The organism is Pseudomonas glycinis, assembly GCF_054871425.1.
In genome coordinates this window covers 190791-205295 of the sequence record NZ_JBTYHF010000001.1, presented here as the reverse complement: position 1 = coordinate 205295, position 14505 = coordinate 190791, and the positions used below count along the sequence as shown (strand labels likewise).

The 14505-nt window shown below is 59.6% G+C and carries 14 protein-coding genes and 4 tRNA genes; 12 read left to right on the top strand and 6 right to left on the bottom strand.

Features of this window, described 5'->3' with window-relative positions; all coding sequences use genetic code 11:
• Positions 1-22 precede the first annotated feature (22 nt).
• Positions 23-565 (bottom strand): TetR/AcrR family transcriptional regulator, encoded by a 543-nt coding sequence (locus ACYSTU_RS00920; RefSeq protein WP_498995135.1) that lies wholly within the window; start codon positions 563-565, stop codon positions 23-25.
• A 103-nt stretch (positions 566-668) separates the two neighbouring features.
• On the opposite strand from ACYSTU_RS00920, the gene ACYSTU_RS00915 reads away from it, so the two are divergent.
• The 3 genes from ACYSTU_RS00915 to ACYSTU_RS00905 all read left to right on the top strand — a co-directional run bounded on the left by ACYSTU_RS00915 (position 669) and on the right by ACYSTU_RS00905 (position 5090).
• On the top strand, positions 669-1856 hold the full coding sequence (locus ACYSTU_RS00915; RefSeq protein ID WP_498996161.1) for an MFS transporter: 1188 nt from the start codon (positions 669-671) through the stop codon (positions 1854-1856).
• 114 nt (positions 1857-1970) lie between these two features.
• On the top strand, positions 1971-3122 hold the full coding sequence (locus ACYSTU_RS00910; RefSeq protein ID WP_071171501.1) for a TDT family transporter: 1152 nt from the start codon (positions 1971-1973) through the stop codon (positions 3120-3122).
• A gap of 96 nt (positions 3123-3218) precedes the next feature.
• The gene (locus ACYSTU_RS00905) at positions 3219-5090 is read left to right on the top strand and encodes an MFS transporter (RefSeq protein ID WP_498995130.1); all 1872 of its coding nucleotides are present in this window, start codon (positions 3219-3221) and stop codon (positions 5088-5090) included.
• Positions 5091-5193: 103 nt separating this feature from the next.
• Here ACYSTU_RS00905 and sugE read toward each other — a convergent pair whose 3' ends face one another.
• The 3 genes from sugE to rdgC form a co-directional block, all read right to left on the bottom strand.
• A complete protein-coding gene (gene sugE, locus ACYSTU_RS00900) occupies positions 5194-5508 on the bottom strand; it encodes a quaternary ammonium compound efflux SMR transporter SugE (RefSeq protein ID WP_024012188.1) in 315 nt (104 codons plus the stop codon).
• Between the two features lie 120 nt (positions 5509-5628).
• A complete protein-coding gene (locus tag ACYSTU_RS00895; RefSeq protein WP_041479525.1) occupies positions 5629-6594 on the bottom strand; it encodes a bile acid:sodium symporter family protein in 966 nt (321 codons plus the stop codon).
• A 151-nt stretch (positions 6595-6745) separates the two neighbouring features.
• Entirely contained in the window at positions 6746-7666 is a 921-nt protein-coding gene (gene rdgC, locus ACYSTU_RS00890) for a recombination-associated protein RdgC (protein WP_024012190.1), read from the bottom strand.
• Positions 7667-7825: 159 nt separating this feature from the next.
• Here rdgC and ACYSTU_RS00885 point away from each other — a divergent pair.
• From ACYSTU_RS00885 to ACYSTU_RS00870, 4 genes are all read left to right on the top strand, one after another.
• Positions 7826-7901: transfer RNA gene (locus ACYSTU_RS00885), tRNA-Val, on the top strand.
• Between the two features lie 19 nt (positions 7902-7920).
• Positions 7921-7997: transfer RNA gene (locus ACYSTU_RS00880), tRNA-Asp, on the top strand.
• 190 nt (positions 7998-8187) lie between these two features.
• Positions 8188-8263, top strand: a tRNA-Val gene (locus ACYSTU_RS00875).
• A gap of 19 nt (positions 8264-8282) precedes the next feature.
• A tRNA-Asp gene (locus ACYSTU_RS00870) sits at positions 8283-8359 on the top strand.
• Positions 8360-8448: 89 nt separating this feature from the next.
• Here the strand turns inward: ACYSTU_RS00870 and ACYSTU_RS00865 are convergent.
• Together ACYSTU_RS00865 and ACYSTU_RS00860 are read right to left on the bottom strand one after the other, a co-directional pair.
• The gene (locus ACYSTU_RS00865; RefSeq protein ID WP_498995122.1) at positions 8449-9618 is read right to left on the bottom strand and encodes a catalase family protein; all 1170 of its coding nucleotides are present in this window, start codon (positions 9616-9618) and stop codon (positions 8449-8451) included.
• On the bottom strand, positions 9615-11426 hold the full coding sequence (locus ACYSTU_RS00860; protein ID WP_498995119.1) for a di-heme-cytochrome C peroxidase: 1812 nt from the start codon (positions 11424-11426) through the stop codon (positions 9615-9617). The genes ACYSTU_RS00865 and ACYSTU_RS00860 overlap by 4 nt, the downstream gene beginning before the upstream one ends.
• Before the next feature lie 269 nt (positions 11427-11695).
• On the opposite strand from ACYSTU_RS00860, the gene bamJ reads away from it, so the two are divergent.
• From bamJ to ACYSTU_RS00835, 5 genes are all read left to right on the top strand, one after another.
• Positions 11696-12412 carry a BamJ family beta-barrel-assembly machinery protein gene (bamJ, locus tag ACYSTU_RS00855; RefSeq protein ID WP_016773732.1) on the top strand — a complete coding sequence of 239 codons (717 nt, stop codon included), beginning with the start codon at positions 11696-11698 and terminating at the stop codon, positions 12410-12412.
• Positions 12413-12704: 292 nt separating this feature from the next.
• On the top strand, positions 12705-13160 hold the full coding sequence (locus tag ACYSTU_RS00850; protein WP_016773733.1) for a YkvA family protein: 456 nt from the start codon (positions 12705-12707) through the stop codon (positions 13158-13160).
• Positions 13161-13272: 112 nt separating this feature from the next.
• Positions 13273-13614 (top strand): helix-turn-helix domain-containing protein, encoded by a 342-nt coding sequence (locus ACYSTU_RS00845; protein ID WP_076566752.1) that lies wholly within the window; start codon positions 13273-13275, stop codon positions 13612-13614.
• On the top strand, positions 13611-13982 hold the full coding sequence (locus tag ACYSTU_RS00840; RefSeq protein WP_003223109.1) for a hypothetical protein: 372 nt from the start codon (positions 13611-13613) through the stop codon (positions 13980-13982). Before ACYSTU_RS00845 ends, ACYSTU_RS00840 begins: the two co-directional genes overlap by 4 nt.
• Positions 13983-14390 carry an SEL1-like repeat protein gene (locus tag ACYSTU_RS00835; RefSeq protein ID WP_264364780.1) on the top strand — a complete coding sequence of 136 codons (408 nt, stop codon included), beginning with the start codon at positions 13983-13985 and terminating at the stop codon, positions 14388-14390.
• The last annotated feature ends 115 nt before the right edge of the window (positions 14391-14505 follow it).

Genomic DNA, 14505 nt, shown 5'->3' with positions numbered 1-14505 from the left:
TTTCCTTGTGGGAGTGAGCGCGTCAGTCAAGACGCAGCGCAATATCGACCAACCGATGCAACTCATCCACCTCCAGCGCCGCCGCCGAAAACAGGATCCGGAACACCACCGGCGCCACCACCAGATTGATCAAGCGATCGACACTCGGCGCCTTCTCATGCCGATAGCGATCGACAATGGTCTGCAACTGCGCACCAATGATCGCCACGCAATAGCCCGGCGTAGCGCTGGCCTGCACGTCGCGCATCATGTTGCGCCCGACCTCTGAACTCATCTCGTCAAGATACTGCTCGGCCCACGCACGGATATCGCCGCGCAGGCTGCCAGTGTTCGCCGGCTCGCTGTCCGGGCGCATGCGGGCGAGGGCGACGTCCGCCAGCAACGCCGCCAGATCACCCCAGCGTCGATAAATCGTCGACGGCGTTACCCCCGCGCGGGCGGCGATTTGCGGGACGGTCACGGTGGAACGTTCCTGCTCTTGCAGCAGCGCATTGACCGCCGAATGAATCGACTCCTGCACCCGGGCACTGCGGCCACCGGGGCGTAAACCTTCTTTAATAGCCATGCGGCAGACCTTAACACAAAGAATTTGCTTTAAGCGCTGGGCGGTAGCACACTGCGCAAAAGCAAACAATTAGCTTTTGCGGAGTGTGCCCATGACCAGCCCCTTGAATAGTGTCGCTTCCCACCGGTCCAGCTTGTGGTTTCTGGCGATCACCTTACTCAGTTTTCTCGCCGCTTCCACCGCGCCGACGCCGTTGTATCACTTGTATCAGGATCAACTGCATTTCTCGGCAGCGATATTGACGCTGATCTTCGCCGTTTACGCTTTCAGTCTGTTGGCAGCGTTGCTGACGGTCGGTTCGCTTTCCGACCATCTCGGACGCAAACCGGTGATCTTCACCGCCGTGTTGCTCAATGCGCTGGCAATGTTGCTGTTCATCTATGCCGATAGCGTGGCTTGGTTGATCAGCGCACGGGTGTTGCAAGGTTTCGCCACCGGCATGGCCACTGCCGTATTGAGCGCAACGCTGCTCGACACCGACCGGCAGCAGGGGCCGCTGATCAACAGTGTCGCACCGTTACTCGGGATGGCTCTGGGCGGTTTGGGCTGTGGCTTGCTGGCAGAATTTGCACCGGCGCCGTTGCAGCTGACCTATTGGTTGCTGTTGGCGTTGTTCGTGTTGCAAGGCATGTATGTCTGGCGCCTGCCGGAAAGTGTCTCGCGGCAAGGTGGGGCGCTGGCGTCGTTGCGACCGACCCTGCACGTGCCGGTGCAAGCGCGTTCAACGTTGTGGCGCGTGCTGCCACTGAACACCGCGACCTGGGCGCTCGGAGGTTTTTATGCCTCGCTGGCACCGTCGTTGGTGCGCACGGCCACTGGCTCTACCTCCAATCTGATCGGCGGTGCGACGGTCGCGGCGCTCACCGCGACCGGTGCGTTGATGATTTTTACGATGCGCAATCGGCCGGCCGCTCAGGCGCTGCGGCTGGGCGCGAGCCTGCTGCCGGTCGGGCTGATTCTGATTTTGCTCGGCGTGCATGGCGCCAGTCTGCCGCTGTTTTTCTTTGGCACACTGGTCGCCGGTTGCGGCTTTGGTTCGGGCTTTCTCGGAGCGGTGCGCAGCCTGGTGCCGCTGGCTTTGCCGCATGAACGAGCCGGCTTGATGTCAGCGTATTACGTGCTCAGTTATCTGGCGTTCTGTCTGCCGGCGCTGCTGGCCGGGTATCTGGCGCGCAACTTTGGACTGCTGGCGACCACCGACGGTTACGGCGTTGTGTTGATCGTGCTGGCCGTTGCTGCGCTGCTGCTCAGTCTGCGTCCGCAGACGGGCAGAGTTTGCAGCGCTCCTTAGCGCGTGTAGACGCTTATCTGTAAAACAGATAACAGTTAGAGATATTACCCGTTATATCGATATTCGATTCGGATCTACCATGGATTCAACCTCACCAGAGGACAGGAGTTCATGATGATTTGCCGCAACAGCGTCACCCCCGGCTACAAACCTTTCAGTCAGCTTCAACATCCTCGTGAAGTGATTCGCCAATTCACGCCGAACTGGTTCGCTGCAACCATGGGCACCGGTGTGCTGGCATTGGCACTTGCTCAGTTGCCGCTGGCCATTCCCGGATTGCGCGCCGTGGCCGAGGGGCTGTGGCTGTTCAACATTCTCTTGTTCAGCCTGTTTACCGCTGCCTACGCCGCGCGCTGGATTTTGTTCTTTGACGAGGCCCGGCGGATTTTCGGTCATTCCACCGTGTCGATGTTCTTCGGCACCATTCCCATGGGCCTGGCGACGATCATTAACGGCTTTCTGTTGTTCGGCCTGCCGCGCTGGGGCGACGGTGTTATTCAACTTGTTGAAGTGTTGTGGTGGATCGATGTGGCGATGTCGCTGGCCTGCGGTGTGCTGATTCCGTACATGATGTTTACCCGCCAGGAACACAGCATCGATCAGATGACCGCGGTCTGGTTGCTGCCGGTAGTGGCGGCGGAAGTGGCAGCGGCCAGCGGCGGCTTGCTCGCCCCGCATCTGACCGACGCCCATGGGCAACTGATCGTACTGACTACCAGCTATGTGCTTTGGGCATTCTCCCTGCCAGTGGCGTTCAGCATTCTCACCATTCTGTTGCTGCGCATGGCCTTGCACAAACTGCCCCACGAAAACATGGCCGCGTCGAGCTGGCTGGCGCTGGGTCCGATCGGTACCGGTGCGCTGGGCATGTTGCTGTTGGGCGGTGAGGCACCAGCGATTTTTGCCGCGAATGGTCTGCCCGGCGTCGGTGAAATTGCTTCAGGCCTGGGTCTGGTCGCTGGGATCACGCTGTGGGGTTTTGGTCTGTGGTGGATGTTGATGGCGCTGCTGATCACCGTGCGTTATCTGCGTGACGGCATTCCGTTCAACCTCGGCTGGTGGGGTTTTACGTTCCCGTTGGGCGTGTATTCGCTGGCGACGCTGAAACTGGCAAGCATCCTCAACCTGACGTTTTTCAGTGTATTCGGTACCGCGCTGGTGATTTTGTTGGCGGCAATGTGGCTGATCGTCGGCAAGCGCACCGTGCAGGGCGCGTGGCGAGGCGAGCTGTTTGTCTCGCCGTGTATTGCAGGTTTGAAGAAATAATCCGAAAAGTTTAGGTAAGGTGTGGCCTGGATCGTGGTGCGGGATTCCAATAACAAGCACCCAGGCCTCACTACCTAACATCAGGAAACACGGAAGATGAGTCACCCCTCACAGTTCAACCTGTTGCGCACCCGGCGCTTTTTGCCCTTCTTTATTACCCAGTCGCTCGGCGCGTTCAACGACAACGTCTTCAAGCAGTCGTTGATCCTCGCCATCCTCTATCGGCTGACCATCGAGGGCGATCGCTCGATCTGGGTCAACCTCTGCGCGCTGCTGTTTATCCTGCCGTTTTTCCTGTTCTCGGCGCTGGCCGGGCAGTTCGGGGAAAAATTCGCCAAGGACGCGCTGATCCGTCTGATCAAACTCGCGGAAATCGCCATCATGGCCGTAGGATCGATCGGCTTCCTCTTCGATCATCTGTCGCTGATGCTGGTGGCACTGTTCGCCATGGGCACTCACTCGGCGTTGTTCGGCCCGGTGAAGTATTCGATCCTGCCGCAGGCCTTGCGCGACGATGAACTGGTCGGCGGCAACGGTCTGGTGGAGATGGGCACGTTTCTGGCGATTCTCGCCGGCACCATCGGCGCCGGGATCATGATGTCGTCCGAGCACTACGCGCCGGTAGTCTCCGCAGCGATCGTCGGCATTGCCGTGCTGGGTTATGTGGCCAGCCGCAGCATTCCGCGCGCGGCGGCCTCGTCGCCGGAAATGCGCCTGAACTGGAATATCTTCAGCCAGTCCTGGGCGACGCTGAAACTCGGTCTGGGCCAGACACCTGCGGTGTCGCGCTCGATTGTCGGTAACTCGTGGTTCTGGTTTGTCGGGGCGATTTACCTGACGCAGATCCCGGCCTACGCCAAGGAATGGATGCACGGTGACGAAACCGTGGTCACGCTGATCCTGACCGTGTTCTCGGTGGGCATCGCGCTGGGTTCGATGCTCTGCGAGAAGCTCTCGGGGCGCAAAGTCGAGATCGGACTGGTGCCCTTTGGCTCGTTTGGCCTGACCGTGTTCGGCCTGTTGCTGTGGTGGCATTCCGGTGGGATCCCGGACAGCGTCACCGGCCATAGCTGGATTGCCGTGCTGGGCTTCGTGCACACCTGGGCGGTGTTGATCGACATCCTTGGCCTGGGCATTTTCGGTGGTTTCTATATTGTGCCGCTGTACGCGCTGATCCAGTCGCGCACGGCTGAAAACGAACGGGCGCGGGTGATTGCCGCCAACAACATTCTCAACGCGCTGTTTATGGTGGTGTCGGCGATTGTTTCGATCGTGTTGTTGAGCGTCGCCAAACTGTCGATCCCGCAACTGTTCCTGGTGGTGTCGCTGCTGAACATCGGCGTCAATGCCTACATCTTCAAGATCGTTCCGGAATTCAGCATGCGCTTCATGATCTGGCTGCTCAGCCATTCCATGTACCGCGTCGAGCACCGCAACCTTGAAGCGATCCCGGACGAGGGCGCGGCGCTGTTGGTGTGCAACCACGTGTCGTTCGTTGACGCCTTGCTCATCGGCGGTGCCGTGCGTAGGCCGATTCGCTTTGTCATGTACTACAAGATCTACAACCTGCCGGTGCTGAACTTCATCTTTCGCACGGCGGGCGCGATTCCTATCGCCGGACGCCAGGAAGATATCCAGATCTACGAAAAAGCCTTCACGCGTATTGCCCAGTATTTGAAGGACGGTGAGCTGGTGTGCATTTTCCCGGAAGGCAAATTGACCGCCGATGGCGAGATCAACGAGTTTCGCGGCGGCGTGACGCGCATTCTGGAAGAGACCCCGGTGCCGGTGATTCCGCTGGCGTTGCAAGGATTGTGGGGGAGTTTCTTCAGTCGCGATCCGAGCAAGGGCTTGTTCCATCGCTTGTGGTCGCGGGTGACGCTGGTGGCGGGGCCGGCAATTACCGAAGGGACGGAGCCGGCGAAGTTGCAGGTGTTGGTGGGGGAGTTGCGCGGATCTGTCAGATAGTCGTTGACTGGACGGCCCTCATCGCTGGCAAGCCAGCTCCCACAGGTTCGATGGTGTACACCAATCTTGTTGGAGCTGGCTTGCCAGCGATGGGGCCGGTGGCCTAAGCGCTGACCTTGAGTCCGATCAACCCGGTAACGATCAACGCCACACTGACCAGCCGAATCAATGCCATCGATTCACCAAACAGAATGATCCCGGCGATCACCGTGCCCACCGCACCTACGCCGGTCCAGATCGCATAGGCCGTACCCAACGGCAATTCCTTCATCGCCAGACCGAGCAAACCAAGGCTGATGGCCATGGCGGCAACGGTGAGGGCGGTGGGGAGCGGGCGGGTGAAGCCGTCGGTGTATTTCAGGCCGACGGCCCAGCCGACTTCGAACAGGCCGGCGCAAAACAGAATGATCCAGGACATGCAGGACCTCCATCGATTGACGGGGTCGTCCCCAGATGAATGACTCGATCGAGCCGCAGGGTCGTCCCCGCGTTGCGCAATATAGTGACGAGCATTAACCCGGGGATCAAGTTTTCAGCCTCAATCGGCAGCCCGTTGCGCGAGGTTGTCGCGGTCTTCCTTCTCGCTCATGCGCCGGAAGTACGTCGACAGCAGTGCTCCGGAAATATTGTGCCAAACGCTGAACAGCGCGCTCGGCACCGCCGCCAGTGGCGAGAAGTGCGCACTGGCCAATGCCGCGCCCAGTCCCGAATTCTGCATGCCGACTTCCAGTGCCAGCGACTTGCGCTGAGCCAGCGGCAGGCCGAACAGGCGCCCGGTGAAGTAGCCGAGCAGATAACCGAAGCTGTTGTGCAGCATGACCACGGCCATGATCAGCAGGCCGGACTCGGCGATTTTCGCCTGACTCGCCGCGACCACGGCGGTGACAATAATCACGATGCTGACCACCGACACCAGCGGCAACACATCCACCGCATGCCGCACCTTGTCGCCGAGCAGCCGCTGCGCGACCACGCCGAGAACGATCGGCAACAGCACCACTTGCAGGATCGACCAGAACAGCTCCATGAACGATACCGGCAGCCACGCCGAGGCCAGCAGCCAGATCAGCGCCGGGGTCAACAGTGGGGCGAGCAGGGTAGTGACCGCGGCAATCGCCACGGAAAGCGCCAGATCACCGCGCGCCAGCCAGGTCATCACGTTCGAAGAGGTGCCGCTCGGGCAGCAACCGACCAGAATCACCCCGACGGCGATTTCTGGCGGCAGGTGAAACACCTGGCAGAGCAACCACGCCACACCGGGCATGATCACGAAATGCGCAACCACGCCCAGCGCCACCCGCCACGGATGGCGAGCGACGGCGGCGAAGTCGTCGAGTTTGAGGGTCAGGCCCATGCCGAACATCACCAGACCCAGCAGCGGTACGATCGCGCTTTTCAGGCCGATGAACCACGCCGGTTGCAGGAAGGCCACGACGGCAAAAATCAGAACCCAGTAAGCGAAGGTATTGCCGACAAAGCGGCTGAGTGCAGCCAGTGCGCGCATGGCTTGATCCTTGTTATGTGAAAGCGTTAGGAAGCTAAGCATACGTCGCCAACAAAAAGATCGCAGCCTTCGGCAGCTCCTACAGGAAAACTCGTCTCATGTAGGAGCTGCCGAAGGCTGCGATCTTTTAAGCTTTCACACGAATAACGGGTCAGATCCCCTGCGGCATCTCTTCCCCACCCAACGCTTCAACCAGTGCCGGCAGGAAGTCGCCGAAGGTCAGCATCATCAGAGTGAAGCTGGCATCCAGTTGGCCCAGGGCTTCGTCGCCACCGTCCTGTTCCGCCTGATCCTGCAACAGATCCTCGAATTTCAGGCGTTTGACGGTCATCTTGTCGTCGAGCATGAACGACAGTTTGTCCTGCCAGGCCAGCGACAGCTGAGTGACGACTTTGCCGGTGCTCAGGTGCAGCTGGATTTCTTCGCTGGTCAGGTCTTGGCGTTTGCAACGGACGATGCCGCCGTCTTCGTGGGTGTCGCGCAGTTCGCACTCGTCCAGCACATAGAAATCGTCGGCGGCTTTCTGCGTGGTGACCCACTCGGTCATCACCGCAGTCGGTGCCATTTTCACGGTGAGCGGACGCACGGGCAGGGTGCCGATCACTTCGCGCAGGGTCGAAAGCAGGTCTTCGGCGCGTTTCGGGCTGGCCGAGTTGACCAGGATCAGGCCCTGTTTCGGCGCGATCGCGGCAAAGGTCGACGAACGACGAATGAACGCGCGCGGCAGAAACGCCTGGATGATTTCATCCTTGATCTGATCGCGTTCCTTCTTATAGACCTTGCGCATCTGCTCGGCTTCGATCTCCTCGACCTTTTCCTTGACCGCGTCACGCACGACGCTGCCCGGCAGAATACGTTCTTCCTTGCGCGCAGAGATCAGCAGGAAATCGCCGCTGACGTGTACCAGCGGCGCATCTTCGCCCTTGCCGAACGGCGCAACGAAACCGTAAGTGGTCAGCTCCTGGCTTGCACACGGCCGCGCCAGTTTGGTCGCCAGTGCAGTTTCCAGCGCCTCGGCGTCGACAGGCAGGTCTTGGGTCAGGCGATAGATCAGCAGGTTCTTGAACCACATGGGGCGAGTCACTCCTTTATACAAAGGGGGGCATTATTGTCTTCGCCGGGGCATAGGCCAACCCTTCTCTAAGCCTTTGGAAGGCCTCGGAAAATTATTTAAAAAAGTGCTTGCCAGAGGTTGGGGTGCTCCGTAGAATGCGCGCCACACCGAAGCGAAGGGTGATTAGCTCAGCTGGGAGAGCGTCTGCCTTACAAGCAGAATGTCGGCGGTTCGATCCCGTCATCACCCACCATTCGTTTCAAGTGTTTAGCGCAGCGGTAGTTCAGTCGGTTAGAATACCGGCCTGTCACGCCGGGGGTCGCGGGTTCGAGTCCCGTCCGCTGCGCCATATTCGGTAACCTGGACCACTGAACGCCAGGTCGCCACGGAAAAACCCGCTGAAGCGGGTTTTTTTCTGTCTCAAGGTTGTACCCGCGGGATGTATCGTTTCACCGGTTTTCAGATTTTTTTGAAAAATATTCAATTAAATCAACACTTTACGAAAACCTGTGGCATAATGCGCCCCGTAACGAAGCGAAGGGTGATTAGCTCAGCTGGGAGAGCGTCTGCCTTACAAGCAGAATGTCGGCGGTTCGATCCCGTCATCACCCACCATTCGTTTCAAGCGTTTCGCGCAGCGGTAGTTCAGTCGGTTAGAATACCGGCCTGTCACGCCGGGGGTCGCGGGTTCGAGTCCCGTCCGCTGCGCCATATTCGGTATCTGGAACTGAACGCCAGACACCACAAAAAGCCCGCCTTGTGCGGGCTTTTTGCTGTCTGCGATTTATAAAATCGCCGCGCTACTGCGCCGCATTGCGGGCATGCCGATAATCGCTCACCGCCTCGTACACTGCCTTGCGCAAGCGATTGATCCCGCCAATCGGCCGATGCGCCTCGATGCCGAACCACGGATTGAACGACAGGTTGTCGCATTGCAGATTCAGCGCCGGCGTGTCGAAGTCCTGCGCGGGCAGGGTGATCCGCGCCACCGTTGCAAAAGGCGCATCCTGCTCACGCCACTCAATGCTCGTGTCCTCGATCGGCATGTACTTATTCGCGTCCTGGCGCTGGATCTGCAAGGCGAAGCACGCCGGCACCCGATCCGTCGACAACTGCTGATTCAGTGCGCTGCGCAGAAAATTCGGCAGGTCGTGATTCTGTTTGGGCAGCGTATACGCGGGGCAACGCTCCGGATCCGGCACGACGCGGAATTTCGCATTGGCCTCACCGAACTTGTAGGGCGATACCGAGAAATATGTGGTCTCGGTCGGACTGTCCGGCGGCGCTGACAGAGTGGCCAAGGCGATAAACAGATGGCGGACCTGCCAGGTGCGCGGATCCCATGTCGGAAAAAACGCCATGACCTTCTTGCCGTCAGCCTGCGCCGCCACATTCTGACGATACTCTGCGACATTGCTGACAAAGAAATTCGGATGGCTGAACATCACGAAATCCTGTTCATGCTGGTCCTGGCGATTGCCGAGCAGTTGCGTGCCAGGAACCTCGAACAGCTTGATTGCCATCCCGCGCGCGTCGCGAATGCTGTCGAATAGCGGATAGGCATTGCCGTTGGACAACCGGATCAGCGCCTGCCAGGTCTTGCCCGGCTCGCTGAACACCCCCTGTCGCAGCGACTGCTCCAGTTTTGGTAACACCTGCACTTGCGCCTTCACGCAGCCATGCGCCTTGGCGTGAGCATCGCGCAGATAACGCGTGGGTTCGCGGTGCTGGTCGACGATGCGCACTGCGGTTTGGATGACGTCCTGGGTCATCGCCGCTTCGCCTGCTGGAATCTGTTCCTGCGCCGACACCGGCCCACGATGCTGCCAAGCGAACCACGCGGCGGCGATGGCCCAGCCGAGCAGGGCGATGACCAGCAGGATCAGCAGCGTCTTGCCAAGCAAACGCCCCAACCACAGCCAGAAACGCGCGAGTGGCGGCAGTTCTTTTTTGAATGTCGGCATGATCATGGCAACTGCGCCTCCAATGGTCCGCCCAGTACTTTCAGGTATTCGAGCAGCGCCCAGCGCTCCTCGGGTTGCAGGAGTCGGCCGATCACTCCGTTGCCGCGAGCGCCGGCGCGGAATTCGTGGCCGCTGTTGCGGTTGCCGCTGATGCGCGTGTCGAACAGAAAACCGTTGGTGAAAGGCTCGGTGCGATAGCCGAGGTGGCGCGGATCGTATTCGAGCGTGCCTTTATAGAAAGTAGTGGCGCGCTCATCCTGCGGTGACAGCAACTGATAGATGCTCGGCACCGAACCGTTGTGCAGAAACGGCGCAGTCGCCCACACGCCAGCCAGCGGTCGGGCCTTGTAAGCCACTTTCTCGCGCACGCCGATCGGCAGGCCGAAACCATCCATGCGCGGCTTTTCTTCCGGCGTGATCTGCGCGTCGCGATAGGCACGGTTTTCCACGAACGCGGTGACGTAAGCCAGGCCCTTGGCCACCGACAATTGGCTCAGATCAAGCGGCTCCTTGGGTTCGGGGTGCAGTTTGACGTCCATCTTTTCCAGCTCATTGACATCCCATTGCAGTGCGCTCAGGTCGAAACGGTGACTGGCAATGTTGTTGGCCGCATTCGGATCGGTGCCGATCACCTCCACGGGAATCATGTGCAAGTGCTGCACCCAGCGTTCGCCTTCTTGGGATTGGCGCGGGACATGGCAGCCGGCGCAGTTTTCCGCGAACAGCGCGCGGCCTCTGGCGGCCAGCGGCTTGTCGATCGCACCGAACAGATCTTCCGGCCAGGTTGGCGGCTTCAACTGCTGCAAGGTTTCTTCGATGGCGTGCAGATCGCGCACGCGCACGCTGGAGGGATAGCGCTCAGCGCCTTGCAGCGGCTGACCGTTGGCGTCGAAGAAATTCAGCGTGGCACCGACGCCGAGCGCTTCGCCGATATTGCGCGCCATCGGCTGCTGGGCCGAGCCATTCCACTGCACCCAATCGAACGTCCACATGTCCCACAGCTGCGGATAATCCACCGGGGCATCGGCCACGCGGTAGTTGGCAGGGGAAATCGCATCGCCAAACGTCGCGTTGGCAATCCGGCCGAACGCATCGGTGCGCCCCGGGCCTTCCTCGGTCGGGTACAGGCCGCGATGAGTGTCGTTCCAGGCCACTTTGACGAAGGTGTTCAGCGATGTCTTGAACTCGCTGCGCAATTGTTCGCGGCGCGCTTCGTAATCATCTCCGAGCACCTGGCGGGCGAAGCGCTCAAACTTCCATGGGTTGTAGTAAGTCGAGGCGAGACTGGCGACCAGGGCCTGTCCGAAACTGCCACCGCGCAAAGTAGGAACGCTGGAAGGCAACACGTGCTGTGCGGTGCCACCATCGATGCGCACGGCCTGGTCTTTGAAGCGCAACTCGCCGGTGTGGCAAGCGGCGCAGGTGATGTCCAGATAATGCTCGGAGGCGTTGCCGGGATTCTGGTGCCGGGCAAAACCGACGGGGAGGTTGCCGGGGTTGTTCGCGCTAGCTTTCTGCTGCGGGTCGACCAGGAAGCCGAAACGGGCGAGATATTCAGGGGAGGCGAAGCGCTGCTCGGAGAAGGGCAATTCCAATGCCTGGAACCACTCGTAACGCAGGCCTTTGACTTGCGTACCTTGGGGCGTGAAGTAGTAGGTCTGCCGTTGCTCTTCGCTCCATTGATCCAGGTAACGTACCTGTTGCGGCGGGGTGTGGAAGGGCAATTTCGGATTGGCGACGTAATAGGTAATCACCGCCACGGCGATTAACGCCAGCACGATCACCAGACTGATAACGCGGAATAAGAGGCGCAAGTTGAACATCCTTGTCGAATTGTTGCGCTGTTATGCCTGAGCGGCGCTGGCTGGGCAAGTGGCCATTACGCCAGATGTTGAGCCGTGAGCCGACAAGCCTTGTCGTTCACGGATGACAGAAGCTTCATCCAGCCATCGTCCAAATGCGTTTTAATCCCTGAACTTATCGGAAGATTCCTGCTCTCATGCCGGTAGCCATTGGTCGTGGCGGCCTGATAAGCTCGCGGCTTTACTCGATTGCCCATTCGGCGCATGAACAAGGAAATAGCATGAAACAGCATCGGTTGGCGGCGGCGGTAGCCCTGGTTAGCCTGGTACTCGCGGGTTGTGACTCGCAGACCAGCGTAGAGCTGAAAACCCCGGCGCAAAAAGCTTCCTACGGCATCGGCCTGAACATGGGCAAAAGCCTTGCCCAGGAAGGCATGGATGATCTGGACTCCAAAGCGGTAGCCCAGGGCATCGAAGATGCCGTTGGCAAGAAAGAACAGAAGCTGAAAGATGAAGAACTGGTCGAAGCCTTCGCCTCGCTGCAAAAGCGTGCTGAAGAGCGCATGGCCAAGATGAGCGAAGAGTCGGCAGCCGCCGGCAAGAAATTCCTCGAAGAAAACGGCAAGAAGGCCGGTGTCACCACCACCGCTTCGGGCCTGCAGTACGAAGTAGTGAAGAAAGCCGATGGCCCACAGCCTAAGCCGACCGACGTCGTCACTGTTCACTACACCGGCAAGCTGACCAACGGTACCGTGTTCGACAGCTCCGTCGAGCGCGGCAGCCCGATCGATCTGCCAGTCAGTGGCGTGATCCCGGGTTGGGTTGAAGGTCTGCAACTGATGCACGTTGGCGAGAAGTACAAACTGTACATCCCTAGCGATCTGGCTTACGGCGCTCAGTCGCCAAGCCCGGCAATCCCGGCCAACTCGGTTCTGGTTTTCGACCTGGAACTGCTGGCCATCAAGGATCCAGCCAAAGAAGACGCCGCTGCCAAGTAACACGCAACGGCTCGAAAACAACGCCTCGCTTATGCGGGGCGTTGTTGCATCTGCAGGTCAGGGAAGGTAAACAGAGCGAACTGACGGCGATCAGCACAGTCATAGCTTTGAGGCTGCCCGCGCTAGACGCCCTGAGCTGCCAAGTCAATGAAATATTGGGCTTTTTTATGTGAGTAAAAAACGCCCGATCTGAGCGCAGCCCTTATGAAACGGGGCTCTCAGCGCTGAAATGCAGCTCTGTTCACAAGGTTATCCACAATTTGTGTGGATAACATTTCAACGGGAAGAATAGATGAAAGCTCCGTGGAATTTCGCTCGATTCCTGCCGTTGGCCGGTCGCCTGCTGGCCCGTGGACGCCTGCCGACCCTATTGTTTGCCGTGGCCAGCAAAGGCGCCGCGCAAGGCAATCGCTTGGGCAAACTCAAGGATGATCTGCGCTTGCTGCAGTCGCTGTGCCTGGCCTACTGGCGTGGCGAGTATCGCGCGATCAGTGCCAAGTCGCTGATTTCGGTGGTGGCGGGCCTGATGTATTTCCTCAGCCCGGTCGATGCCATTCCGGATTTCATTCCCATGTTCGGCATGCTCGATGACATCGCTGTCCTCGCCTGGCTGATGAAAACCCTCGATGACGAGCTCAACGCCTTTCGCCTGTGGCGCAAACGCCAGCAGCCCGAAAAGCTGGCGGTGGTTGAACGCCTCCCTGATACCCCTGAACAATTGCAGCTGCAAGGCCCGAAAAAACCCTGACTGACCAAGTCTGCCTACAGATAGATACCACTCGCGACCTTAGCCGCTGTTAGGATTACACTTCTAGGGAAAAGTGCCGACTCGCTAAGTGGTGTTGTCCTACGGGGTAGTCATGGATATTCAGATAATTGCACGCGATGGCGAACCCGAATACGCGGTTCTGCCGTGGGCTCAATATCAGGCTTTACTGAAAGCAGCAGGGATCAACGCAACACCGGCGCAGCAGCCAGCAGCGCCGCTCGCCACCTCGCCGGAGCCGATTCTTCCGGGTCTGGATCAATTACGCAGTTTGCGCGAAGGGAAGGGCATCGCCATCGAGGCGCTGGCCCGCACGGTAGGCATCAGCCCGTCTTACCTGGCCATGATCGAAAGTGGTGAGCGTCAGCCCGACGCCGCGATTCGCCGCAGCCTGGCCTGGGAACTGACGGTGCCGGGTTGGAGGGACGAATCGTGAGCGTACGCATCAGCCGTCAACATTGGGACGGATTGCTGGGGGAACTGGACCAGGCGCGCCGTCAGCGCCATCTTCTGACCTATCGAGCCTTGCTTGAGCGTTTGCAGCTGCCGACGCCGGCGATGCAGACGCTGACGGCTGCGCTGGAGCATCTGGCCGCACTGGATGCCAAAGCCGAGCAGCCGTTGCGCAGTTCGCTGGTCATCAGTCAGGGCGCGAGTCGTTTGCCGCGTACCGGGTTCTTTGAATGTGTCGAGCGTCTGGGGCGCTTTTCCGGGCCGTCAGATGGCGTTGCAGCGGCGTCCTGGCATGCTTCGGAAGTGGTGCGGGTCTTCGAATACGAATACCCGGAATCGGCGGAGGCCTGAGTGTTTCTGCGGCTCAAGGCGCGGGCCGGTTATTGGCTGGCCCGCCGGCTGTTTCATTGGTCGTGGTTCGTTCGCCAGCCGCGTGGCTGGCGCTGGCTCGAAGGCCAGTTTGCGCGCATGGCCAACCTCGGCAATGTCGATGCTCAAAGCTTTTATGGGTACATTCTGACTTTTCGCGGCGTCGGGCTAGGCGCGCGTGAAGAAGGCGTGCGTCTGCTGCGTCTGGCGGCGTTGGCCGGCGACGGTAAAGCCGCTTATCAAGTCGGCGTGATCAGCCTCGCCGGTACGCCGAGCAAGGCGCCGGATCCCGTTGAGGCCGCTCGTTGGTGGAGCATGGCCGCCAAGGCCGGCCACCCGTTGGCCGAGCTGAAGCTGCAACAGCTGAAGGCTGGTGATTCAACGCAGTAATTCCATGTATGTCTTCTAAGTAAACGCGGCGTGAGGTTTTCCTCACGCCGCGTTTACGTTTCTGCCTGCACGTTTTTCGCTTGATGTTGGATTGCAGATTAGTCCTACATCCTTT